Annotated in this window: 14 protein-coding genes and 2 pseudogenes; 12 read left to right on the top strand and 4 right to left on the bottom strand. The window is 71.6% G+C overall.

All coding sequences use genetic code 11. The annotated features are described in order from the left end of the window. A partial coding sequence (locus QMK34_RS35765) for a BTAD domain-containing putative transcriptional regulator (RefSeq protein WP_326419148.1) occupies positions 1-1,384 on the bottom strand: 1,384 nt, incomplete at its 3' end. A 79-nt stretch (positions 1,385-1,463) separates the two neighbouring features. Beyond that, positions 1,464-4,748: a BTAD domain-containing putative transcriptional regulator gene (locus QMK34_RS35760; RefSeq protein WP_326419147.1), complete on the bottom strand. Its 3,285-nt coding sequence runs from the start codon at positions 4,746-4,748 to the stop codon at positions 1,464-1,466. Positions 4,749-5,057: 309 nt separating this feature from the next. Here QMK34_RS35760 and QMK34_RS35755 point away from each other — a divergent pair, with 309 nt between their 5' ends. The 12 genes and pseudogenes from QMK34_RS35755 to QMK34_RS48070 form a co-directional block, all read left to right on the top strand. After that, the gene (locus tag QMK34_RS35755) at positions 5,058-5,378 is read left to right on the top strand and encodes a WXG100 family type VII secretion target (protein ID WP_326419146.1); all 321 of its coding nucleotides are present in this window, start codon (positions 5,058-5,060) and stop codon (positions 5,376-5,378) included. Positions 5,379-5,389: 11 nt separating this feature from the next. Then, positions 5,390-5,689 carry a WXG100 family type VII secretion target gene (locus QMK34_RS35750; protein WP_326419145.1) on the top strand — a complete coding sequence of 100 codons (300 nt, stop codon included), beginning with the start codon at positions 5,390-5,392 and terminating at the stop codon, positions 5,687-5,689. A 6-nt stretch (positions 5,690-5,695) separates the two neighbouring features. Further along, positions 5,696-6,409, top strand: coding sequence for a hypothetical protein (locus QMK34_RS35745; RefSeq protein ID WP_326419143.1), 714 nt, complete (start codon positions 5,696-5,698; stop codon positions 6,407-6,409). 107 nt (positions 6,410-6,516) lie between these two features. Continuing rightward, positions 6,517-9,813 carry a hypothetical protein gene (locus QMK34_RS35740; RefSeq protein ID WP_326419142.1) on the top strand — a complete coding sequence of 1,099 codons (3,297 nt, stop codon included), beginning with the start codon at positions 6,517-6,519 and terminating at the stop codon, positions 9,811-9,813. Beyond that, positions 9,810-13,784 (top strand): type VII secretion protein EccCa, encoded by a 3,975-nt coding sequence (gene eccCa / locus QMK34_RS35735; RefSeq protein WP_326419141.1) that lies wholly within the window; start codon positions 9,810-9,812, stop codon positions 13,782-13,784. Before QMK34_RS35740 ends, eccCa begins: the two co-directional genes overlap by 4 nt. Then, on the top strand, positions 13,784-15,184 hold the full coding sequence (eccD, locus tag QMK34_RS35730) for a type VII secretion integral membrane protein EccD (RefSeq protein WP_326419139.1): 1,401 nt from the start codon (positions 13,784-13,786) through the stop codon (positions 15,182-15,184). The genes eccCa and eccD overlap by 1 nt, the downstream gene beginning before the upstream one ends. Positions 15,185-15,187: 3 nt before the next feature. Beyond that, positions 15,188-16,537, top strand: a complete 1,350-nt coding sequence (gene eccB / locus QMK34_RS35725; protein ID WP_326419138.1) for a type VII secretion protein EccB — start codon at positions 15,188-15,190, stop codon at positions 16,535-16,537. Positions 16,538-16,554: 17 nt separating this feature from the next. Next, entirely contained in the window at positions 16,555-18,993 is a 2,439-nt protein-coding gene (locus tag QMK34_RS35720) for a hypothetical protein (RefSeq protein ID WP_326419137.1), read from the top strand. Positions 18,994-19,002: 9 nt separating this feature from the next. Beyond that, entirely contained in the window at positions 19,003-22,272 is a 3,270-nt protein-coding gene (locus QMK34_RS35715; RefSeq protein ID WP_326419136.1) for a right-handed parallel beta-helix repeat-containing protein, read from the top strand. A 111-nt stretch (positions 22,273-22,383) separates the two neighbouring features. Next, a complete protein-coding gene (locus QMK34_RS35710) occupies positions 22,384-22,776 on the top strand; it encodes a YbaB/EbfC family nucleoid-associated protein (RefSeq protein WP_326419135.1) in 393 nt (130 codons plus the stop codon). A gap of 16 nt (positions 22,777-22,792) precedes the next feature. Further along, entirely contained in the window at positions 22,793-23,773 is a 981-nt protein-coding gene (locus QMK34_RS35705) for a hypothetical protein (RefSeq protein WP_326419134.1), read from the top strand. 9 nt (positions 23,774-23,782) lie between these two features. Then, a pseudogene (locus QMK34_RS48070) lies at positions 23,783-24,112 on the top strand (WXG100-like domain-containing protein); the annotation flags it as partial. Between the two features lie 1,065 nt (positions 24,113-25,177). Here QMK34_RS48070 and QMK34_RS48065 read toward each other — a convergent pair. Next, positions 25,178-25,348 carry a hypothetical protein gene (locus tag QMK34_RS48065; RefSeq protein ID WP_442785282.1) on the bottom strand — a complete coding sequence of 57 codons (171 nt, stop codon included), beginning with the start codon at positions 25,346-25,348 and terminating at the stop codon, positions 25,178-25,180. After that, a pseudogene (locus QMK34_RS48060) lies at positions 25,306-25,398 on the bottom strand (pentapeptide repeat-containing protein); the annotation flags it as partial. The gene QMK34_RS48065 and the pseudogene QMK34_RS48060, both read right to left, overlap by 43 nt. Between the last annotated feature and the right edge of the window lie 2 nt (positions 25,399-25,400).

The following is a 25,400-nucleotide window of genomic DNA, read 5'->3' as shown; positions in this document are numbered from 1 at the left end:
GGGGCGCAAGCGGCCCCCGCGCCGGGGCGGGCCGCGACGCCGCCACCAGCAGGAGCGGCAGCTGCCTGGTCGCCGCGCAAAGCCGGTGCCACACCAGAAGACTGGACTCGTCGGCCCACTGGAGGTCGTCGACCACGAGCACCAGCGGCGCTTCCGTGCACAGTTCGTCCACAAGGGACAGTAGCCGGTCCACCGCGCCGAGCATCGGGTCGCTCTCGCCCCAGCCCCGCCGGGCCGGGCGTTCGCCGTTGAGCTCGGTGGCGACGCGCGCCCGCCGCGGATCGGGCGATTTCGCGTCGATGGCCAGGCCGTCGAGCATGACCTGCAGCGGGAACCGCATGCTCAGCTCGTCGGCGGCGACCCAGGCGAGCTGGCAGCCGTGCCGCCCGGCGTCGGCGAGGGTGCTGGTCAGCAGCTCCGACTTCCCGATGCCCGCCTCGCCCTCGACCCACACCGCGCGGCCCCGGCCCGCCCGCACCCCGGCCAGCAGCTCCCGCAGCCGGGCGGCCGCGGTCTCCCGGCCGAACAGCGCGGTGGGCGGGTCCGCGTCGTGCAGCGCGCGGGAGACCTGCGCGGGGACGGTGGGCCGCGCGCTCGGGAGGTCGAGCGCCGGGTCCTGGGCGAGGATCTGGCCCTGTAGCTGCTGCAAGGCGGCGCCGGGCTCGACCCCGAGCTCACCCATGAGGGTGACGCGGGTGTCCCGGAAGACGTCGAGCGCGTCGGCCGGACGGCCGCTGCGGTACAGCGCCAGCATCTGGGATTCGCGCAGGGATTCGCGCAGCGGGTGGTCGCGGGTCAGCACCTCGAGCTCGGCGGCGAGGTCGAGGTTGCCGCCCAGTGCGAGCACGGCCTCGGCCCGGCGTTCGAGCGTGTCCAGCCGGAGCTCGGCGAAATGCTCCCGGCGCCGCTCGGCGAACGCGCCGGGCACGCCCGAGAGGGCTTCTCCCTGCCACAGCGCCAAAGCGGAGTTCAACTCGCTCACCGCGGACCGGTGGTCCCCGGCCTCGGCGTGCTGGCGCGCCCGCTCCCGCAGCTGCTCGAACACCGCCGCGTCCAGCGCGTCGGGGGCCAGCCGCAGTGAGTAACCGGTTGACTCCGAAACCAGCACGCTTGCCGCCGACCAGCGCGTTCGCTGTGGTTCGAGTGCCCGGCGCAGGCCGGAGACATACGTGTGGACGCTGCCCTCTACGCTCGCGGGCGGCGACTCGCCCCAGACGGCGGCGATCAGTTCGGCGCGCGAAACCTGGTGCCCGGCGTTGACCGCGAGCACGGCGAAGATGGCCCGCTGCCGGGCCGGGCCGAGTGCGATCTCGACCGGCCCCCGCCAGGCACGCAGCGGGCCGAGTACGCCGACCCGGAGCCCCTCGTCCGTCTCCGCTGGCATGTCGCCCCGTTCGTTACGTGTCGACACAGTCTTGTAGAACCCCAGGCCATCTTACTGCGCGGTAGTTGCCCGTGGCCTCTTACTCTCCCGAGGCGCGGGAGCGGACGGGATTCGCCCGCCGGATCCCGTACGGCCGCATCCGGCCCTCGGCCCGGCGAACGTCCCACACCGCGCCCATCGCGGTATACGCCATCAGCGCCGTCCGGAACGTGGGCCGCGACTCCTCGAGACGCCCGGTCTCGGCGAGCAGGATGGCGGCGTCCTCCATCGCCCGCGCGTGCTTGAGCGTGCGCCCGGTGGCCCGGTAGTGCTCGGCCGCGGTCAGCACCGGCTCGGGATCGCCGGCGACCAGGCCACGGCAGTGCGCCGCCGCCGCTGCCTGCGCGGGCGGGACGTCGTCGGTGCTCGCCGGGCTCGCTATGCGCAGCGCGTGCCGGGCTCGCTGGGTGTCGCCGAGTGCCATCGCGAGGCGGGCGATGTCGGGCAGCCACTGGTGCCGGGCCGCCGGGGGATAGCGCGGCTCGAGCAGCGGGGACAGCGCGTCCAGCGCCTGCTCCGGCCTGCCTTCCTGCTCGGCCAGCAGCGCCCGCGCCGCCAGGACGAAGTCGTCACCGTCGCCGCCGAGTTCGGCGGGCCACGGCCGCCGCACGGCCGCGCTGAGGTGCGCGCGCGCCTCCTCCGGCTCGCCGCGGTGCCCGGCGATGAGCGCGCTGACGCCGTGCACGAGCAACGCCGAACCCGGGCTGCGCAAGACGTACGACGCAGTCTCCGCGCCATCGCGGATGACCGCGTCCAGCTCGGCGACGGCCTCGGACCAGCGGCCGAGCCAGTAGTAGTGCACGGCACCGGCGAGGTGCATCTCGCCGGGCACGGCCCTGGTCGGCGCCAGCAGCCGCGCGGCCTGCAGCGTCTCCGACGCGTCTTCGAGGCTCTCGATACTCGGCACCGCGCCGTCCAGCATGCGCAGCTCGGCCAGTTCGGGCAGCGGGTCGGCGCCGGGGGAGTCGCCGGTGCGCATCCTGCGCAGGGTGGCCAGCAGGGATTCGTGCCTGCCCCGCCACATGTCCGGGACCGACTCGTCCTTGAGGGTGCGCTCGACCTCCGTCGCGGCCTCGGCGAGGTCTCCGCGGCGGTAGTAGATGTAGGCGAGGATCCACCGCATCTCGGCGGCCCGCTTGCTGTCGGTCGTGCGCGCGACCACGGACCGGGCCTCCGACTCTGGCTCGCGGCCGAGCCAGAACAGCAGCCGGGCCAGCGTCGCCGTCAGCGTTTCCTTGGCCGGGGCCGCCAGCGCGCCCTGCGTGACGGCGTGGCGCAGCAGGCCCACCGCGACGCGCGGGGTTTCGGTCGCGACCGCGCCGATGTTGGCCAGCAGCCAGTCGCTCACCCAGGGATCGACCTGGACGGGCGCGGCGGCGAGTTGCTCGGCGACCCTGTCGACCGGGGCGCCCGAGGTGGCGAACGCCTCCGCCAGCTGCCGGTGCAGGGCGATGCGCATCGCCGCGGGGGTCTTTTCGTAGAGCACCCGGCGCAGCAGCGGATGCCGGAAAGCCAGCCTGTCGCCCGATTCGGTGAGCACCCCCGCGGCGAGTGCCTCGTCGACCGCGGCCACCAGGGAGATCGCCTGGCGGTCCGTCGCGACGGCGATGTCCGACAGCGAGAACCGCTGACCCAGCAGGGCCGCCCAGCGCAGGGTGTCCCTGGCCGCGGTGGACAGGAAGCTCAGGTACAGCGTGACCCTGGACCCCAGCGGCGACGGAATGGTGGCGCAGTGGTTAGCCTCCAGCTGAGCCTGGACGCCGTCGATCAGCACCATCGAACCGCTGACCAGCGTCTCGACGATTTCCCTTGCGTAGAAAGGGTTTCCCGCCGCGTACGAGATCAGGACCTGGAGGTCCTTGCCGGGCGGGGCGCCCACGATCTCACCCGCCAGCTCGCGGATCGCGGACTCGGCCAGCGGCTCGAGGGTGAGCGTCTCCGCGCCGTTCTCACCGAGGCCGGCGCGCAGCGGCTCCAGCTCGGCGGGCCGCGGGATCGGGCGGCAGGCGCCGATGAGCAGCAGTGGCAGGCGCTTGCTCTCACGGCTCAGGTGGAGCCAGGCCAGCAGGGTCAGGTCGTCGGCCCACTGCAGGTCGTCGAGGACGAGCACCAGCGGCGCGTCGGCGCACAGCTCGCGGACCAGCCCGAGGATGCCGTCGACCGGATCCTCGTCGGGACGTTCGTCCAGTGCCACCGCCAGCTCGGCCCGGCGGAGGTCGGAAGCGCGCGGGTGCACGCCGAGCGCGTCCAGCAGCGGGCGCAGCGGGAACCGGCGATCCAGTGCGTCGGCCGCGCCCCAGGCCGGTTTGCACCCGGCCTCGACGGCCTCGCCGAGCGCCTCGGCCAGCAGGGCGGACTTGCCGATGCCGGGCTCGCCCTCGACCCAGAACGACCGGCCGCCGGTGTCGGCCAGCCCGGCGATGGCCTCCTGCAGCACGTCCAGCTCGGCCTCGCGGCCGACGAAGATCTCGGGCCGGGCTGGCAACGTCGGCAGCGGGAAGCGCGGGATCCGGACGGGCGGCGGGGCCGGGATGCCCGGCGCGACCGGCGCCTGCTCGCCGTCCAGGATCTGCTGGTGCAGCCGCCGCAGCGCCGGGCAGGGCTCGGTGCCGGAGGACTCGACCAGCCTGTCACGGACGTCGGCGAACACCGCCAGCGCCTCGGTGCGCCTGCCGCCGCGGTGCAGCGCCGTCATCAGCAGGGCGCGCAGCGTCTCCCGGAAAGGGTGCTCCGCGGCGAGAGCCGTCAGCTCGGGGACGAGCTCCGCGTGCCCGCCGGACTCGAGCACGGTCTCGGCGCGACGCTCGGCCGTCGCCAGCCGCAGCTCGGCGAGCCGGGCGCGCTGGGCCGCGGCGAACGGGCCGGGCAGCCCGGACAGCGCCTCGCCCTGCCAGAGCCCCAGCGCGGCGTCGAGCGCCTTGAGCGCGGCGGGCAGGTCCTGCTTCCCGCGATACTGGCGGGCCTGCTCTCGCAGCGAGTCGAAAAGGTGGACGTCGATGTCGGCGGGGGGCAGCTTCAGTGAGTAGCCGGAGCCGATCGAGGCGAGCAGCTGCGGTCCGGAGCCCTTGGGCCTGCCCGGCTCGAGCGCGCGGCGCAGGCCGGAGACGTAGGTGTAGATGCTGCCCTGGGCGCTGGCCGGTGGCGACTCGCCCCAGACCGCGTCGATCAGCTCCTCGCGGGAGACCGTGCGGCCGGGCGTCATGGCCAGGGTGGCGAGCACCGTGCGACGATGCGCCGAGCCGAGGTCGATCTCCGCTCCGCCGCGCCAGCCCTTCACGGGACCGAGCAGCTGGAGTCTCGGAGCCGCGCCGTCCGCAGCCGACATCGGTCTCCCTTCCACGTGCTGACGGATCGTCACACACCGGATGCCATTGGTGAGCATACGCCGTGACGGGTCGCAATGGACGCCGGGTGTCCAGGGGAAAAGGGGCCGCCCGGGGCGATATTCGCGCACATTCTTCCGGCTGCACATATGAGCGGTGGCCTGTGCGGTGGTTGTGTCAGGCAACCTTGGCCGATATTCGGGCATCACGCCCGCTTTCGGCTTCACGTTGTTCGCCGTGGTGAGTCAGTGTCGACGTCAGCAAGGTCAGGGCCACTCCGGCACGGCTGACAATTCGTAAAGGAGCTTTCCATGGCAGCGAGTCCTGTCTCCACAACAACGGAGGGCATGAAGCAGGCTGGTAGCCACTTCGAACATGCCATCACCTCCGCGAACAACCACCTGCAGCAGATCAACAGTGAGATGGCCACGCTGCAGGCTTCCTGGCGAGGCGACGCCTCGGTCAAGTTCGGTCAGGCCATGAACGACTGGGAACAGCAGTTCGACATCATCATCAAGAAGCTGGCCCAGATGCTCGAGGTCATGGGTACCAACGCCACCGTCTACACCAACACCGAGGAAACGGCGCTGTCCACAGCGGGCGCCTGGACCGGTGGACTGAGCGGGATCTGAGGAGAACAGTCATGACTCAGTATCAGTTCGACTTCACCCTTGCCGACGTGATCCTGGACAACATGGGCCAGATCAACACCGGCATCAAGACCATGCTGACCGACCTCGAGTCCAATGTGGAACGCAGCCTGGCCGAGTGGACCGGTGACGCTCAGACGCAGTACTGGGACGCCAAGCGGCAATGGAACCAGGCGGCGAACAAGATGCCCGAGTGCCTCCAGCGCGCCCGCCAGGCCTTCGGCGAGATCTCCCAGGGCTACAACGGGGCAGAGCGCCAGGGTGCCCAGATGTGGTCCAGCGGCGGCTGGTGATCCGCCATGGGCGACTACGTTCCGCCGTCCCCGCCTGACCACCGGGCGGACATTAACGGCCAGCTCACCCCGGACGAGATTTCCCGGATGCACAAGGGTCTTGAGCTCACCGACGACCAGAAGACCCATATCACCGGGCTACTGCACGACTACAAGTTCCCGTCGAGCGGGTCCGACGGCAAGGTCTCCTTGTCCGAGTACGCCGAATCCGCCGACGGGCGGTACACCGACACTGACCGGAACAACTTCCAGAAGTTCGACGGGAACTATCAGCACGTCGACGGTTCGTCCCAGATCGACGCGGGCGCCGGCGACGCACCGGCAGTGCCCGGCGGGGCCGAGCACCCCGGCAAGGGTGTCACCGCGGTGAGCACCCAGGCGCTCAAGACGTTCGGGACCAATCTGGAGCTGCTGAAGCGGCCCCTGCTGGACGCGCGCAACGCGGTGGCCGACGTCAAGATCAAGCCGGGCGCGTTCTTCGACGCGCACGAAATGGAGAAGAAGGTCAACGGCGCCGGTCTGGTGGACCCGACGTCGGAGTTCCTCCGCACCACGATCGAGGCCGCCATCGACATGGTGGCCAAGGCACAGAAGATGGCGACGGACTACGCCACGGCCGAAGAGTTCAACTCGATGACCGCGGCGGAGTTCGGCAAGTACACCGAGGACGTGACGGGCGACATCAACGCCGGTGCGTCCCAGGGTGGTTCCACCGCTTGACGCTCCTGATCGGTTCCCCGGGTTCCCGCGAGAACCCGGGGAACCGGAGGGGGTGACGCGCACGCGGGAAAGACAGTCCTGGTACGACGCGGAGGGTGCAGGAAGCCATGCCGGACAGCAAGCCCTACCGGGACTCGCCCGGTTTCATCGAGACGGACAACGGGATCGTCGCCGACCCGTCGGTGGCAGGCTCCGCGGGTGACTACAACAGCTGGGACTGGAAACAGATCATGGCCGCCATCAACGGCGGCTCCGCGATGTCCGGTGACGGCGGCAATCCTCTTTCGCAAGGCCTGGTCGACCCGCAGACGCTCTGGGATGCCGGGCGCGCGTTCGACAAGGTCAAGAACACTCTGCAGATGGTCGGCAAGTCCATTTCGGACCAGTCGAAGGCGCTCGCCGGGCCGGACGGGCCGTGGAAAGGCGACGCCGCGACGGCGTTCATGACATTGATGGACAAGTTCTCACAGCAGGTTCTCGCCAACGCCGAGCGGTTTTCCGGCGGAGACGCGGGGATCAATCCGGTCGGGACGCAGCTGTGGAACATGGGCAACCAGCTTTCCTACGCGCAGTACCAGATCCACGCGATCGACTCGTGGTACGCGCACCAGGCTTCGCTCGTCGGCGCGAGCACGATGGACAACGGTCTCATCCACATCGGGGATTCGAAGTACGACAAGATCCGCGAGATGATGACGAAGGACATGCGGCAGGTGCTGCATGACCTCGCGGACAAGTACGCGAAGGTGAAGGTCAACCCGCCCGCCACCGGCGGCGGCTCCGGCGGTAAAGAGCCGCCTCCGTACAATCCCGAGAAGCCCCCGCCCTACCCGCTTCCGGAGAAGCCGCCGCCGTACCCGCCCCCGGAGAAGCCGCCGCCGTACGAGGGTCCCGGCGCTCCGCCTCCATACCAGGGTCCTGGCGCTCCGCCGCCGTACCAGCCGCCGCCGTATCAGGGGCCGGGAGCGCCGCCGCCGCAGCAGGGCGGCGGCGACCCGCCGCCCTATGAATCGCCCGGCCCGGGGCCGCAGGCACAGGACTTTCCCGGCGGGGGACCGCAGCCGCAGGCCTTTGCGAGCAGTGAGCCGCCGCCAGTGGATTCTTCGGGTGGCGGCCCGCAGCCGCAGGACTTCCCGGGTGGCCCACCGCCGCAGGACTTCACCGGCGGGTCCGGTGGGGACGGTCCGCAGGCGCCAGGCGGCGAAGGCACGAACGGGCCCGCGATCACGCCGTTCCCCGGCATGGGCGGACCCATCGGCGGGCCGGGCGGCAAGGACGGTGGTGGCAGCCCCGACGTCAAGCCGTTCTCCAATAAGAGTTCCGGCCCTGGCGGCGGCGCGCAGGGCAACAGCCCTGGGGGCGTGCCGGACATCAAACCGGCCGAGTTCCCCGGTCTGGGCCCGAACGGCCTAGGCAACCTGCCGGGCAGTACCAACGCCGTCGCGCCGCCGAGCGAGTGGGGCGCCGGTGACGCGCCGGGCGGAGTGCAACTGCCGGACAGCCGTGGCGGCGCCCCGATGCCGCCGATGTCCGGGATGCCGATGGGTGGCGGCATGGGCGGTGGCACCGGCGGCGCCCCCGAGCGGCCGGACTCGTCGGGCCTGCTCGACGGCGGTGTGGAGCCGTGGAAGGGCGGCGCCCCGCCGCCGATCGGCGACCCGAGGGGCCTCGACACCCCGTCCTCGAACCCGGCCGACTGGGCCGCGCCGGGCGGCGGCAAGGGCGATCAGATGCCGGGGATGCCCGGTATGCCGATGGGTCAGGGTGCGGGCATGGGCGGCGCCGGTGGCGGCACTGCGGCTGAGCGGCCGGATTCGGCGGGTCTGCTTGATGGCGGTGTGGAGCCGTGGAAGGGCGGTGAGTTGCCGGGTGGTGATCCGTCCGGTGTGGACGCTCCGGCGTTGAACCCGGCTGAGTGGGCGGCTCCTGGTGATGTTGGCAAGGGTGTTCAGTCGCCGGGTATGCCGGGGATGCCGATGGGTCAGGGTGTGGGTGGTGCCGGTGGTGGTACTGCTGCGGAGCGGCCGGATTCGGCCGGTCTGCTCGATGGCGGAGTGGAGCCGTGGACCGGCGCGGACTTGCCCGGCGGCGACCCGAAGGGCGTCGACGCACCGGCACTCGATCCCACCGCTTGGGCGGCTCCTGGCGGGGACAAGGCTGTCCTGCCATCCGGAATGCCGGGCGTGCCGATGGGCTCCGGCGTGGGTGGTGCCGGTGGTGCTACCGCGGCCGAGCGGCCCGATTCGGCCGGTCTGCTCGATGGAGGCGTCGAGCCGTGGTCGGGTAGTGAGGTGCCGGGCGGTGATCCGTCCGGTGTGGACACTCCGACCTCGGATCCCGCCGGATGGGCGGTTCCCGGGGGCGGTCAGGGTGCTCAGGCCGCGGGAATGCCGGGGATGCCGATGTCCCCGACCTCCGGTGGTGCCGGTGGTGGCCCGGCCGAGCGGCCGGACTCCGCTGGCCTGCTCGATGGCGGTACAGAGCCTTGGACGGGCGGCGAGGTCCCGGGTGGCGATCCGTCCGGTGTGGACACTCCGACCTCGGATCCCGCCGCGTGGGCCCTTCCCGGCGGGAGCCTCGCCTCGGCTCTTCTCGATGGTGGCGGCGAGCCCCGGACCGGGGCCGACGTGCCCGATGGCGTCGTTGCCCCGGGCACCTGGACGGCGCCGCCGGAACGTCGGTCGACGCCCGGCTTGCCCATGATGCCGATGGGCCAAGGCGCCGTCGGCGGAAACCCCGCCGAGCGGCCGGATTCCGCCGCGTTGCTCGACGGCGGCGCCGAGCCGTGGACCGGCGCTGGACCGGCGGCCGGTGAGCCCGCCGAGGCCGAAGCTCCCTCACTCGACCCGGCCGCGTGGGCCGCCTCGCACGGCGGCACCGAGCCCGGGGTGCCCCTCGCCCCGGGAACGGGCGACCTTGCGTCCATTGTGGATGGAACGGCCGCATCGGCGCCGGGCCCGGCCGACCGCGTCGCCGTGGTCGCCCCGCCGGACGGCAGGGAGGACACCAGCTCGTGGCACACCGGTGGCTCCGGGTTCCTCACGCTGCTGTGGCCGCTCGGCCCGCCGAAGGACGACCATCGCGGCGAGGAGGAGGTCGCCACCGACTATGTCCTGCGCGACACCGAACCGTGGATGCCGGAAGCGGATCCCGCCGAGTACGCGACCTGGCAGCGCAAGAAGCAGGGCGACGAGTTCGCGCCACCGGAGGAGGCAGGGGAGCGACGGCCTTCGTGCACGGACATCGGCGAGGCACCCGCGGTGGCGGCCGAGGAACCAGCGGAGTCCGAAGAGGACAGTGACGAGGGGGAGGAAGAGACCCCGCGCAGCATGTCCGATCTGTTGAGGCAGGACGATTCCGCCTGGGGTGGCAGTAACAACCGGCCTTCGGGGGTACTGGAATGAGTACCGTCACGGTCAAACGGCCGCCGCGCGCGGCAGGCCCGGAGATGCCCGAGGGGCAGGTCGAGCTGCAGGAGCCGCCCGTGATGGCGGAACCCGCCACGCGCGACTTCTCCTCGGTGCTGATGATGCTGCCGATGGGCATCGGCTCGATCATGATGATCCTGCTGTTCTCGGTCGGCAATGGCTCGGCGATCACCTACGTGCTGGGCGCGGGCATGGGCACCGCGATGATCACCATGAGCCTCTCGCAGCTCGGCCGCGGCGTCGGCGACCGCAAGCGCCGCATGATGGCCGAGCGCCGCGACTACCTCCGCTACATCGGCCAGCTGCGCAAGCAGGCCCGTGAGGCGGCGGAGAAGCAGCGTCACACCGCGGCTTGGAACAACCCGGACCCGGCGTGGCTGTGGTCGGCCGCGATGGGCCCCCGGCTGTGGGAGCGCCGCGCCAGCCATGACGACTTCGGCCGCGCCCGCATCGGACTCGGCACGCAGCACGCGGCGCTGGAGTTCCTGCCGCCGTCGACAAAGCCGATCGAGGACCTCGAGCCGCTGTCCGCGATCTCCCTGCGCCGCTTCAGCGAGACCTACCGGACCGTCTCCGGCATCCCGATCTCGGTGGGGCTGCGTAGTTTCACCAGCGTCGAGTTCGCGGGCGACGTCACCTCGGCGGTCAGCATGGTCCGCGCGATACTGGCCCAGCTGGTCACCTTCCACGCCCCGGACGAGCTGCGGGTCGCGGTGCTCACCACCGAGACCGGCCGCGCCGACTGGGACTGGGTCAAGTGGCTGCCGCACAACGCCCACCCGACCGTCCGCGACGCCGCCGGGCCGCTACGGCTGCTGGCCTGCGATCACGACGAGCTGATGGACCTGCTCGGCCCGGAGGTCACCGATCGCGGGGATCACGACCGCGGCGCGCCGGTCGGCACGCACGAGCCGTACATCGTGGTGATCGCCCACCTCGGCCAGATCCCCGACCATTCCCGCCTGCTCGGCGCCGGGCTGCGCAACGTCGTCCTGCTGGACGTCACCGGCGCGATGGCAGGCGGCCCCAAGGTGCTGCGACTGACCACAAAGGACGCTCAGGTCGAGTACCCGTCCGGCGACGGCACCGCGTCGGCGCTCGGCGACCGGTTCAGCCTCGCGCAGGCCCAAAGCCTCGCCAGGATCATCGCGCCCAAGCGCACCAGCGGCACGGTCGACATCGTGGACCGTCCACTGGAGAACGACTTCGAGCTGACCACCCTGCTCGGTATCCGTGACGTGCACACCTTCGACATCCCGGCACAGTGGCGGCCGCGCGCCGCGCAGCGCGCCAGGATGACCGTGCCGATCGGCGTCACCGAGGACGGCGAGGTCGTCGAGCTCGACCTCAAGGAACCGGCGCAGGGCGGGATGGGCCCGCACGGGATGCTCATCGGCGCCACCGGTTCCGGCAAGAGCGAACTGCTGCGCACCCTGGTCTGCGGGCTCGCCGCGACGCACTCCTCGGAGATCCTCAACCTGGTGCTGGTCGACTTCAAGGGCGGCGCGACCTTCCTCGGCATGGAGAAGCTGCCGCACACCTCGGCGATGATCACCAACCTGGCCGACGAACTGCCTTTGGTAGATCGTATGCAGGATTCACTCAACGGCGAGATGATCCGCCGCCAGGAGCTCCTGCGGGCCAGCGGTTACGCCTCGCAGTTCGACTACGAGAAGGCCCGCGCGGCCGGGACCCAGCTCACCCCGCTGCCGACGCTGTTCATCATCGTCGACGAGTTCTCCGAGCTGCTGGCCACGAAGCCCGAGTTCATGGACCTGTTCGTGATGATCGGACGGCTGGGCCGCAGCCTCGGCGTCCACCTGCTGCTCGCCTCGCAGCGCCTCGACGAGGGCCGCATCCACCGCGTCGAGGGCCACCTGTCCTACCGCATCGCGTTGCGGACGTTCTCCTCGATGGAGTCCCGCAGCGTCATCGGCGTCGCCAAGGCCTACGAGCTGCCGAGCGAGCCTGGCAACGGCTACCTCAAGATCGACACCACGAACCTGGTGCGCTTCAAGGGCGCGTACGTCTCCGGCGCCTGCCTCACCGCCCCCGGTGACGGCGGCGGCACGGCCAGCGGCTCGGCGGCAGGCCAGGAGGTCGTGCCGTTCGTGGCGCACGCGCATCCGCACCTGTACATGCTGCCCACCGAGACCGTCGTCGAGGAGCCCGCCGACGACGCCGTGCCCGAGGTCTTCATCAGCCAGGACGCGCCCAGCCTCGCGGACGTGATGATCAACCGGCTCGCCGGCGCCGGTCCCGCCGCGCGCCAGGTGTGGCTGCCGCCGCTGGCCGAGTCGCCGAGCCTGGACACCCTGCTGCCGAGCGTCCTGCCCGACCCGATCCGCGGCATGACCGTCGACGACCCGGCCGAGCGCGGCCGCCTGCGGGTGCCGGTCGGCATGGTCGACCGGCCGTACGAGCAGGTCCGCGAACTGCTGATCGCCGACCTGTCCGGCGCGGACGGCCACGTCGCCGTCGTCGGCGCACCGCAGACCGGCAAGTCGACCTTGCTGCGGACACTGGTCCTCGCGCTGTCGCTGACCCACACCCCGGACGAGGCGCAGTTCTACTGCCTCGACTTCGGCGGCGGTGGCATCATGTCGATCGGCGGCCTGCCGCACGTCGGCTCGGTCGCCACCCGCATGGAGCGCGACCGCGTGGTCCGCACCATCGAGGAACTGCTGCAGATCATGGAACTGCGCGAGAACGAGTTCGCCTCGCGCGGCCTGGAGTCCATGGCGGCCTACCGTGCCGCCCGCGCCCGCGGCGAGATCCAGGACCCGCACGGCGACGTCTTCCTGCTCGTCGACGGCTGGTTCACCCTGCACCAGGATTTCTCCGAGCTGGAGACGAAGATCAACGAGCTGGCCTCGCGCGGGCTCTCGTTCGGCATCCACGTGGTCGTCGCGGCCACCCGCTGGTCGGAGATCCGGCCGTGGCTGCGCGACCTCATCGGCACCCGGTTCGAGCTGCGCCTCGGCGACCCGATGGAGTCCGAAGTCGGCTCGCGCAAGGCGAAGACCGTGCCCCCGCAGCCCGGCCGCGGCATCACCAGTGACGGCTTCCACTTCCTCGGTGGCCTGCCCCGGCTCGACGGCAGCTCGGACGCGGGGGACATGGCCACCGCGACCAAGACCATCGCCGAAGAGATCCGCACGTTCTGGCCGGGCCGCGACGCCCCGGGCGTCCGGCTGCTGCCGACGACGTTGCCGGTCACGCAGCTGCCCGCACCCGAGGGCGACCTGCGGATCGTGCTCGGCCAGGACGAGCAGCGCCTCGCCCCGGTGTGGCACGACTTCACCGCCACCCCGCACCTGATGGTCTTCGGTGACACCGAGACCGGCAAGACCAACGCGCTGCGCCTGGTCGTCGACTCGATCCTGCGGCGCTACCACCCCGGCGAGGCGAAGATCGTGCTCGGGGAGACCCGCCGCGAGCTCGACGAGATCGTGCCGGAGGCGTACCGCGTCGGCTACGCCATCACCACCCAGGGCCTCAACGAGCTGGCGGGCAAGGCCTCCGTGTCGCTCGCCAAGCGGGTGCCCGGCCAGGACATCACCCCCGACCGCCTGCGCAAACGCGACTGGTGGGAGGGTCCGCAGCTGTTCGTCGTGGTCGACGACTACGAGCTGCTGCTCGGTGGGGCGGGCATGGGCACGCCGCTCGACCCGCTGCTGCCGCTGCTCGCGCAAGGTGTCTACATCGGACTCCACGTGGTCATCGCGCGCAGCACGTCCGGCGCGATGCGGGCGATGACCGACCCGGTGCTGCGCCGGATGTGGGAGCTCGGCACCCCCGGCGTCGTCTTCTCCTACCCGAAGGAAGAGGGCAAGTTCCTCGGCGAGGCGGCTCCGCGCAAGATGCCGCCCGGCCGCGCCCAGTTGGTCACCCGCCGGGGGATCAAGTTGATCCAGACCGGTTTCGTCCCCGAAGGGAGGGCCTGATGACCTCCGCACAGGCCACCGCACTGCCACTGTGCCGGATCACGGTCGTCGGCCCGGCCGGCCGCGCCGACCTCGCCGTGCCGATGACGGCCACCGTCGCCGACCTGCTGCCGGTGTTCGTCCGCCACACCACGGTCGACCGGTCCGAAGTGGACGGATCGTGGGTGCTGCAGCGACTCGGCGAGCCGCCGCTGGACCCGGACGCGACCCCGGAGTCGGCCGACCTGCTCGAGGGTGAGGAGCTCTACCTCCGGCCCGCCGCGGACCCGCTCCCGGAGCTGGACTTCGACGACGTCGCCGACGGCATGGCCACCGCGATGACCCGCCAGGCGGACCGCTGGACGCCCGAGTTCAACCGGCCGTTCTTCCTGACGCTGTCCGGCCTGGTCACCGCGGTCGCCGTCACCACGCTGTTCCTCGGCGGCTCCGCGATCGCGTCGATGATCAGCGCGATCGTCCTTTCCGTACTCCTGCTGACCGGGGCGGTCCTTTTCGGACGGTACCTGCACGACGGCACCCTGGCCACGATGACCGGGCTCGGCGGCTGCCTGTTCGCCGGGCTCGCCGGGACGATCGGGGTCGCCGGACCGGCCGGGACACTCGGCCTCGACCCGCTGGCCATGCTGGTGGGCGGCGCGGCGGCCGCGGTCGCCGCCGGGGCGTTGCTGTCGCTGCGGCCGATCGCGGGCAAGCTGATCGCGATCCCGGCGTTCACCACCGTCGCCGCGACCGGGATCGTCGTGGTCGTCGCGGAACTGCTCTACCTCGACGCCCGGCTCGAACCCGTCAAGACCGCCGCACTGGTCGCACTGGCACTGCTGATCTTCGTCGTCATCGCGCCCAAGGTGGCCATCCGCGCGGCCAAGGTGCGCGGCCCGCAGCTGCCCCGCACGGCCGACGAGCTCCAGATCGACATCGAACCCGAGGCCGCGGACAGGTTGCTGGCCCGCGCGGTCACCGCCGACGGCTACCTCAACGTGGTCACCGTCTGCACCGGGCTGGTCTCGCCGGTGTGCTTCGTGGTGCTGCTGCCCGAACCCGGCTGGGCGCCGCTCGCCATGGTGCTCCTCTACTCCTCCTGTCTCCTGTTGCGCGCCAGGGTCTTCCTCGGTGCCTGGCAGCGGGTCTCGCTGTCGCTGGCGGGTTTTGGCGGCTATGCGGCCGTGGTGCTCGGGTTCGCCGAGACCGCTTCGCCGCAGTGGCGCGGCCTCGTGCTGACAGGCCTGCTCGCGATGGTGGGCGTGATGGTGCTCGCCGCGCTGCGCGCGCCGTTCCGTCGCCTGCTGCCGATCTGGGGCCACACCGCGAACATCCTGGAGACGGTCACCGCGCTCGCGATCGTCCCCGTCCTCCTGCAGCTGCTCGGCGTTTACGCCTGGGCACGCGGATTGTTCGGGTGAGCCGTGCAGACCCAGAAGGACCGCGTCGACGCCTACAATTTCATGATGGGCCGGATGTCGACCGCCCTCGTGCTCGCCGATCCGACCAGCGGTGAGGTCCCGGCGCGGCGCGCCCGCCTCGGCCTGATCCTCGGGCTGGTGCTGGCGCTGCTGATCACGGTCGGCTTCGGGGTCTACGGCCTGATCGTCCCCGGTGGCAGCAAGGTGTGGCAGCAGAAGGGCGCGATCCTGGTCGAGAAGGAGACCGGGACCCGGTTCGTCTACCTCGGCGGTGTGCTGCGCCCGACGCGCAACCAGGCGTCCGCGCTGCTGGTGCAGGGCAAGGACTCGAAGGTCGAGATGATCTCGCGCAGCTCGCTGGCCGGGCTGGTGCACGGCGGGCCCATCGGCATCGACGGCGCGCCGGACGTGGTGCCCGCGCCGGGCGCGCTGACCGCGGGCCCGTGGTTCGTCTGCCTCCCGCAGAGTGGTGTCCAAAATGGACAGCCGTCGATGACCGTGCTGCTCGACCCGGCGGCGCGGATGCACGCGCCCGGTGCCGGTGAGTACCTCGTGCTCGCGTCGCCTGCCGGTGAGCAGTATCTGGTGTGGCACGGGCAGAAGTTCCGGCTGGCCGACCCGACCGTGCCGGTCGCGCTCGGCGTCGACAACCTGCGCCCGATCGCCGCGCCGCAGGTCTGGCTCGGTTCGGTGCCCGACGGCCCCACCCTCGCCGCCGCCGACATCGAGGACGCGGGCAAGCCCGGCCCGGACGTTTCGGGAGAGCGGCGCAAGGTCGGCCAGCTCGTCCGCCAGCGCGCGGCCAACGGCGCCGAGCAGCTTTATGTGGTGCGCAAGGACGGCCTCGCGCCGATGACCGCCACCGAGTTCGGCCTGCTGTCCGTCCGGCCCGGCGCCGCCGCGCCGGTCGACGTCAGCCCGCAGGCCGTCGCCGCCGCACCCCGTTCGGCGGACACCACGCTGATGAACCGCCTGCCCGACCTGGCCCACGCGACGGCGACCGTCACCGGCTCGTCGACGGTCTGCGTCCGGCAGCGCCCGTCCGGCGCGACGGTCGTCGGCGCGGTGGTGCTGGTCGAGGCCGCCGTGCCCGCGTCCGAAGAGCCCGGCACGGTCCGCGCGCTCGTGAAACCCGGTAGCGGCATGCTCGTCGCCTCCGTGCCCGCGCCGCCCGGCGCCCGCGTTCCCGACCGGTTCCTGATCACCGATCAGGGAATCCGGTACCCACTGGCCGACAACGCCACGATCGAAGCACTCGGTTTCTCGGGTGTCGCACCGGTTCCGATGGCCGGAGAACTGCTTTCGGCCCTGCCAGGAGGACCGGCGCTGAGCCGGGCCGCCGCGGTCGCGTGAGCTAGAAGGGATCCGCTATGTCCGTGTTGACGAGGCTTCGCACCCGGCCGGGGAACGGCCCGGAAATGGGCACGCACACCATCGGCAACGCGCTGGTGGTCCACCCCAAGGACCGGATGACCAACGGCGCCCGCGCGCTGGCCATGTCCGTCGCCGCGGATCCCGACCACGACCTGGTGGTGGTCGACCTGCCGACCGGCTCGCCGATCTCGATGTGGGAGTCCGTCGCCGAGGTCCTGCCGCGCCGTCGCCGCGGCGTCCGCCTCGTCATCGGCGGCCGCTCGCGGGAGACGACCGCACTGGCCGGGCAGTGGCTTTCCGAGCGGCTCGGCCGCACCGTGCTCGCCCCCGACGGCAACGTGGTGCCCGGCGCGAGTGGCTCGCTGTTCGTCCACTCGGGACAGGGCAGCGGCTGGGTCCGCTTCCACCCCGGCCGTCCGCCGCAGTGGGAGGCCAAGCGGTTCCCGCGGCCGTCGTGGGATTCCGCCGAGGTCGCCGAGTTCTGGCCGACCAGCGCCACCGGCGTGGCCGAGCCGATCCCCGGCGGCGTGTGGATCCGGCCGCTGCGGCACGCGCCCGAGCACCGCAACCGGTTGATCGAGTCCGTGCCGTGCCAGCCGGAGGTGCTGAGCCTGGTGCTGGGCTGCCCCGGCGCGCCGCCGCTGGAGCTGGAGGACGTCGCCCGGTTCTGGCAGAAGCTGCCGCCCGAGCTGCGCGAGCGGGCCCGCTTCGTCCTTTATGGACCGCTGGTGCTGCCGCCGGACACCTCGGCGGGCCAGGCGCTCGCCGACGCGCTCGGCGAGAAGATCGCCTGTTACCTTGGCATGCCGACCGGCCAGGCCGCCGCCCCCGAGGTCTACACCCTGGGCCCCGACGGCAGGCTCGGCTGGCACTCGTACTCCCGTGAACTCGGGTTCGAGCCGGGCGGGGACGGCCCGGCGCTGGTGAGTCACCGCCGCCCGGTGTACGGCGTCGCGGAGCTGGCCCCGGCGGTCTACTGGTACGCGCCGGACGCGGTGCTGGAGGTCGTCCAATCAGGACTGTGGGTCCGCCCGCCGCACGACGTCGACACCGCGCTCGCGGTCCGGATGGCGCCGCTGGACCCCGCGGTGAACGTGCTCACCTACGACGCTTCGACCGAGTCGATCGCGGCCAGGATGCGGCTGCTCGCCGAGGACGTGCTGTCCCGCTTGGACCAGACGACCCGGCGGCTCAGCCGGATCGTGCCCGCGTCGGCGCTGCACCGCCCGCGGGTGCGGGTGAGCCGCCCCGCGGCGGCGGTCGTGGAGACTGTGGAGACCGCGGCGGTCGCGCCGGTCGTGCCCGTGGTGGACGAGCCCTCGCAGACTCAGGTGGTCCCGGCGGCGCAGATCCAGCTGGCCGAGGTCATCGAGGCGCCGCCGGTCGAACCGGCCGGGGCCCCGATCGCTCAGGCGGTGGAGCTCCCGGTGGAGTCGCCGGGCGACGGGTCGAGCCTGTCGTCCTTGCAGCTGCGGCTGGAAAGCTCGCCACTGCCGTCGGACGGCCAGTTTTCCCAGCCGGTAGACGTTCCCGCCGCGCCGGTCGCCGAGGCACCTGCCCAGGTGGCAGCAGTGGCCGTGGCGGAGCCGGTCGTCAAGCCCGACGTGAAGCCCGAGGTCAAGCCGCAGGCCACGGCCCGCCCGCAGCCCGCGCCGTCGACCGAGGCGTCCGCGCTGCTGCCGCGCGGCGGCCTCGACAAGGAGCGGGGCTGGCTGCGCACCACGCTCAGCCGTGAGTACGAGGCCATCGCGCACACCGTCGCGCGAGTCCTTTCCGAACACCCGGGCGTCCAAGGTGGACAGTCGCGGTCGTCGGCCGAGGTGCTGACCGACGCGGTCGCCGTCCGGCTGTACCTCTCGGCCGCCGGGGACGCGATCGACCGCGGGCTGCGCACCGCCGAGCCCGGCCCGCACGTCCCGTTCGCCCGCTGCGTGGTCTCCGGGCTCAACCGGCTGCCCTCGCACCGCGGCGCGACCGTGTTCACCGCGTCGCCGACCCCGGCCCAGCTGAAGCTGTACCGCGAACGGCGGCTGCTCACCGAGTGGGGCTTCACCAGCGCGCTGACCGGCCCGTGTGCCGGGCAGAAGGGCGAGGTCGATGTCCTGCTGTGGGCGATGACCTCGCGGCGCACCCGGCTGCTGGAGCCGGAGAACGACCCGACCGAGGACCGGGTGCTGTTCGTGCCCGGCACCAGTTTCAAGGTACTCGACCTGGTCGAGCCGACCGAGGGCAAGCGCGGCCAGATCCTGCTGCGCGAGCTTTCGGCCGCCGAGATCGGGCCGGACGGCCGGGTCGAGAACAACCGCGGTTCGCTCGACGAGATGGCCGTGACCTCGCTGCGCGAGCACCTGGGCCGCTGGGCCGAGGCCGAGCCCCGCCGTCGTGTCGCCCGCTCCGCCGCCGACCGCTTCGGCGCCCTCCCGGGTCTCGTTTAGGAGATGACGATGAACCGACAGCACTTCGTGGTCGCGGCCGACCGCCCCGGCTCGTACCCGACGATCGGTGCGGCCGTCGCGCAGGCCGGGCCCGGCGCGATGATCAGCGTCCACCCCGGCCGGTACGAGGAGAACCTCGTGCTGGGCCGGATGGTCACCATCACCGCCGAGCAGGGGCTCGGCACGGTCGAGGTGGTCGCCGCCGAGGGCAGCGCGGTCGTCGTCGACGCCGAAGCCGCGCAGCTGTCCGGACTCGTCCTTTCCTGTGCCGATCCGCAGCAGCCCGCGGTCGACGTCCGGCGCGGCGAGGTCGCGCTCGACACCTGCCGGATCTCCGGCGCGGCTTGGGCGGCCCTGCTCGCGCGGGAGCAGGGCCGTCTCGCACTCCGTGGGTGCGAGGTCACGAACCCCGTGGGCGCGGGGATCGTCGTCGCCGGTCCTGGCGGCAGTTCGGTCGAGGACACCGAGGTCAGCGACGTCGGTTCGTCCGGCGTGGTCGTCGCTGAGCGGGGCTCGGTCGTCCTGCGCCGGACCGTGGTGCGCCGCGCCAAGGGCAACGGCATCTGCGCGAACGGTGACAGCCGGTGCGTGGTCGAGCAGGCCGAGATCATCGGCTCCGGCAAGCCCGCGATGGTCGTCGAGCAGCGCGCCGAGGCCTCGATCACCGAACTGACCGTCCGCGACAGCGCGAGCCTCGACCTCTACCTCACCACCCGTGGCAAGGTGTCTATTGTGGACTCAAAGTTCCTCGGCGCCGGGGTGCAAGCCGTGCACGTCGCGGGCGGTGCGGCGCCGACGCTGCGCGGGTGCACGTTCTCGGCCGCCGGGCGCAACGCCGTGCAGGTGACCGGCGGCTCGAACCCGCGGTTCGTCGAATGCCTGGTGGCCGACTCGCCGGTCGGCATCATGGTCGACGCCGAGAGCGCACCCCGGTTCGAAGCGGCCACGGTCCGCGGCTCGACCCAGGGCGCGGTGATCGTCACCGGCGGCGCGTCGGCCGAGTTCCGCGGCCTGCGCCTCGACGGCACCCTGGCGGTCAAGGGCGCGGCGAAACTCGCGCTGGTCGACGCGATCGTCGAAACCACGTCCGGACCGGGGCTCGAGCTGTCGGAGTCCGCGCACGTCACGGCGACCGACGTCCGGGTCAACGCCGGCGTGACGCTCGCCGGCGGCGTCCGCGCGATGTTCGCGTCGGCGCTGCTGCGGTCCGTGTCCATTGGAGACGGTTCCGAGATCTCTTTGCAGGACAGCGAGATCACCGAGTCCCCTGTGGATGGTGTGCTCGTCAAGGCGAACGGTTCGCTGACCGCCACCCGTTGCCGCGTACGCGGGGCACGCGGCAACGGGGTACTCGTCGAGCAGGGCGGGCGGGCGTCGCTGACCGGCTGCGACGTGTTCGACAACACCGGTGACGGCATCCGCCTCGACACCGGTGAGGCCGTGCTGCTGTCCGGTTGCGCCGTGCGGGGCAACGGCGGCGTCGCGGTGCGCCGGGGCGAGCACGACCGCGTCTCGGTCGACAACCTGACGACCGACGAGCGCGCCCCCGCAGCGCCGTCGGTCGTGCACCTGCCCGAAGAAGCGCAGGAGCGGGACGGCACCAGCCCGTTCGGCGCGATGAGCGCGGGCGGCACCGAGCTCGCGGGCCCGCTCGGCGAGCTCGACACCCTGGTCGGCCTGGACGGGGTGAAGAAGGAGGTCACCGGGCTCATCAACCTGATCAAGATGAGCAAACTGCGCCAGGAGATGGGCCTCCCGATGCCGCCGATGAGCCGGCACCTCGTGTTCGCCGGCCCGCCCGGCACCGGTAAGACCACCGTCGCGCGGCTCTACGGCGCGGTGCTGGCCGAGCTCGGCATCCTCGAAAAGGGCCACATGATCGAGGTCGCGCGGGCGGACCTCGTCGCGCAGTACATCGGCGCCACCGCGATCAAGACCCAGGAGGTCGTCACCAAGGCACTCGGCGGGGTGCTGTTCATCGACGAGGCGTACACGCTGACCGCGCAGTCCGGCGGGAGCGGGCCGGACTTCGGCCAGGAGGCCGTCGACACGCTGATGAAGATGATGGAGGACCACCGCGACGAGCTGGTCGTCATCGTCGCCGGGTACTCCGAGCTGATGGAACAGTTCCTCGCGTCCAACCCTGGTGTCGCTTCGCGGTTCACCCGGACCGTCGAGTTCCCGAACTACGCGGTCGGCGAGCTCGTCACCATCACCACCAACCTGTGCCGTAAGCACTATTACGAGCTCACCGACGACGCCGTCCAGGCGCTCACCGAGTACTTCGAGCGTGTCCCGAAAGGACAGACGTTCGGCAACGGCCGCGTGGCCCGCAAGCTGTTCGAGGCGATGGTCGGCAACCAGGCGTCACGCCTGGCCCTGCAGCCGCCCGCGAAGGACTCCGAGCTCTCCAGGCTGACCGCGGCGGACCTCGCTGGCGAGATTTCCGCCATGAGGAACGCTCCCGAGCCCGAGACGTCGCCGGGCGACACGACCCCGGCGGCCGCGGTGAAGACGAGCCGCGAATGGGCCAGGCTGTCCGGACTCGTCGGCCAGGACGACATCCGCCGCGCGGCGGGCGAGCTGCTGCTGCGCCTGGCGCAGCTGAAGAAGGACCGCAAGCCACTCGGGACGCAGGCCAACGTCGTCCTCGGCGGCCCGCTCGGCAGCGGTCGCGGCGAGTTCGCCCGCCGCTACACCCGGTGCCTGTCGGAGCTCGGCCTGATCGGCGTCGGCCAGGTCGCCGGTGTCTCGCTCGATCGCGAACTCGACCCGCAGTGGCCCGGCCAGGCCGAGCACCTGGTCCGCACGGCGTTCGAGGACGCCGCGGGCGGGGTGCTCGTCGTCGAGGTGCACGACGACTGGGACACCGAGGCGGCGGAAGCGCTGGTCGGCGCCATCCGCGCGGCGGCCGCGGACCCGGTGGTGCTGATGCTCGGCGAGCAGGCGTCGCTGGTCTCGCTGTTCGAGCGCGTCCCGGCGCTGGCGGAGTGTTTCGGCCAGGCGTGGGACTTCGCGGACTACTCCGTCGCGGAACTCACCGAACTGGCCGTGCGGCGGCTGGCGGCGCGTGGTCACCAGGTCCCCGACGACGTCCGGGCCGCGGTGCACGAGCAGCTCGCCGAGTCCGGCGACCGCACCGTGCGCGGCGCTCACCAGCTCGCCCAGCGGCTCGCGGCGATCGCGGCTTCCCGCACGCTCGCCCCGGCCGACCTGGGACCGTTCTCCTCGCGCAATCTCACCGCCGTCCCCGAATCCGGCCTCGCGTCGGTCGGCTGAGGGGGCGCGAGGGCAGAACTGGTGTCCGGGCATCCCCTCCCCGGAGAGTTGTCCTGGTTTCCGTGACCGGCGCGGCGTGAACTGAAAGCCGCCGGAGAAGGAGGTCTCGCCATGTCATCGCCCTACGACCAGGAGATCGCTGAACTGACGGCCGAATACCAGCGCCGTCGTGAAGGTCTCGGCGACATGCAGCGCGGGTTGCGCGCGATCGCGGCCACCGCGACCGCGCCGCGGCAGGTCGTGCAGGTCACCGTCGGGCACGGCGGCGAGGTCACCGAGCTCAAGTTCCCGACCAACGCCTACCGCCGGATGGCCCCGGTCGAGCTGGCCACCACCATCCTCGCCACGATCGCCGAGGCCAGGGAGAAAGCACTCGGCGAGGCCTCGGCACTGCTCGCCCCGATGCTGCCGCCGGGCTTCGACGCACGCGCCATGTTCAGCGGCGAGACCGAGCTCGACACGCTGCTGCCCGAAGAGCCGGTGTCGTTCCGGAACTGGCACTGAGTCACGAGGAGACGTTGTGGGCGAAAGGTTCTTTGTCGACACCAGCGGCCTCAACCGGGGTAGCGGCGAGTACGACGAAATCGGCGAACGAGTGCGTCAGGTCGCCACCGGCGCGGTCACCTCGGCCGAAGGGCTCGGGCCGGTCTGGGGCAACGACTCGGCCGGCAAGAAGTTCGCGCAGAACTACCTGCCGGGCAAAACCAAGTTCCTCCATGGCGTGTTCGCGCTCGGCGACGTCATGCGCGCCACCGGCGAGGGTGTCAAGAGCATGAGCAAGAAGTTCGAGAACACCGAGGAAGGAGCGGCCCGGATCGCGACGAAGGTCGGCGAGATCATGCCTAACCTCCCCGCGGGCGGCGCCCCTGCGCAGCTCCGGCCGACGGAGCAGAGCCCGGTGCGGCCCCGGCGGGCGTTGCGGTCGGTGAAACTGGAGCGCGGCGTCCTGCGGGAGCGCAAGAAGCTCGGCGTCGCGCACAACCGGCTGCTCGCGATGGACGGCTACCTGCGCGGCGAACACGAGCGCCTCGGCCTGACCTACTCGGAACCCCTCGCCTCGCACGTCCACAATGGACAGCCGTTGCATGAGCGAGTTCTGGCTGTGGACAAGAAGATGAGGACCGTAGCGGAAGGCCTCGGCCTCGAGTATCCGGGAATCACCCCGACCGAGCCGGAACTGCGCGAGGCCGGACGCCTGCTGGGGAGGGAGAACCAGCGGCTGACCGCGGCCCAGCACCAGTTCGAGGCGAAGGACGACCAGTTGCGCGCCGAGTACGAGCGTCGCGGCCTCGAATACGAATCGCCGTGGGGGCCGCCCGTGGAGGCGACGCCCACATTCCTGATGTCGCGGCACGTGGCCACCCCCGCGCCCGACCCGTGGGAGCAGGCGGTGGAGCTGTCCGATGGGGCCGACCGGATCCGCGAGGCGAAGGACCGCCTGGTGGAGGTCGACCGGAACCTGCGCGCCGCCTCGGAGCGCCTCGGCTGGACATATCCGTAAGGCCGTGCCATGAGCATCATGTTGCCCGCGAGCTGGATGAAATGGGCGCTCGCGCCGATTCTCGGCGACCTCTTCCCGGAGGGCGACGAGGACAAGCTGCGTGAACTGGCGGCCCACTGGGACACCGCGAGCATCCAGCTCCAGGAAGCCGTCGTCGGCCTGAGCCAGGCGGCCGCCCAGGTTTCGGCCAACGTCGGCGGCCAGACCGGCCGCAAGTTCCGTGGCTTCGCGAGCAAACTCGGCAACGGCGTCCCGGCGCTGGCCACCTCGGCGAACCAGCTCAGCTCGCAGGCGCGCAAAATGGCACTGGAGGTCGAGTACACGAAGTACTCGATGCTGATCGAGGCCGCGTTCCTGGCGGCCGAGATCGCCTGGGCGCTGGCCAGCCCGTTCACCGCGCCGCTCATCCCCGGATTCATCACCGCGGCCCAGATCACCGTGCGCAACCTGTTCACCCGGTTCCTCGGGCGCATCGGCGGTTTCCTTGCCCAGCAAGCGATCCAAGAGGGCATCGAGGAGGCCTTCGAGGACGCGCTGGCCCAGATCATCCAGTTCATCCAGGGCAACCGCAAGGACTGGGACGTGCTCAACACCCTGGTGTCGCTCGGCGCGGGCGCGCTGGCAGGCGGCATGATGGGCGGCCTCCACCTGGGCGGCGCGAAGTACGCGCCGAAGTACAACGACAGCGCACTGGGCAACGGTTTCAACGAGGGCATCACCGAGGTCGTGGTCGGCGCGATCATCTCCGGCGCGACGGGCGGGGACTTCGACAGCCTCGGCTTCGGCTTCACCTCGGGCGTGATCAGCGGCTCCGCCACCAAGGCCATCGAGAACATGAACGAGCACAACCCACCCGTCGAGACCCCGCACGGCCCCGGGGACATCGGCGGCGGCCCGAACCTGGGCGGGACGGATCTCGGTCCAGGTGGGGACTCGGGCGGTCCTGGTCCTGGTTCCGGCTCTGGTTCGGGCCCCGGTTCCGACTCCGGGGCTGGTTCGGGGTCTGGTTCCGACTTCGGGCCCGGCTCGGGGTCGGGCTCTGGCGGTCCTGGGTCTGGTTCGGGCCCCGGATCCGGTTCCGGTTCTCCTGGCTCGGGCTCGGGTTCCGGTTCTCCTGGTTCCGGCTCCGGAGCTGGCGGCCCGCAGGGTGGTGAGCACGGTTCCGGCAACCCGACCGGTGGCTCCCCGAACACGTCCACCAGCCACAACACCGGCTCATCGAAGGCAAACCAGCCTGGCGGATCACCGCACAGCGGCACCAGTTCGTCGAACGGGCAGGGGCAGTCTCCGTCGAGCGTGTCGTCGAAGGGGCTTGGCTCGACCGCGAACCCGTCGCAGGCCCCTGCCTCCGGCACACCACTGAACACACCGACCAATCCGACCGCGAGCACCGGAACGAATAGCTCACCGAGTACCGGTCAGCACCCCACGAGCACCAGTCCGCAGCCCGCTGCCTTGCCTCCCGACACCCTGGGCGGAAGCGGTCCACAGTCCTCGTCGAACACAGCGCCGCAGAACACAGCGCCGCAGAACACAGCGCCGCAGAACACAGCGCCGCAGAACACAGCGCCGCAGAACACAGCGCCGCAGAACACAGCGCCGCAGAACACAGCGCCGCAGAACACAG

The organism is Amycolatopsis sp. H20-H5, assembly GCF_035828755.1.
In the GTDB taxonomy this organism is placed as follows: domain Bacteria; phylum Actinomycetota; class Actinomycetes; order Mycobacteriales; family Pseudonocardiaceae; genus Amycolatopsis.
The sequence above is the reverse complement of the archived record's forward strand: the minus strand, read 5'-3'. Positions and strand labels throughout refer to the sequence as shown.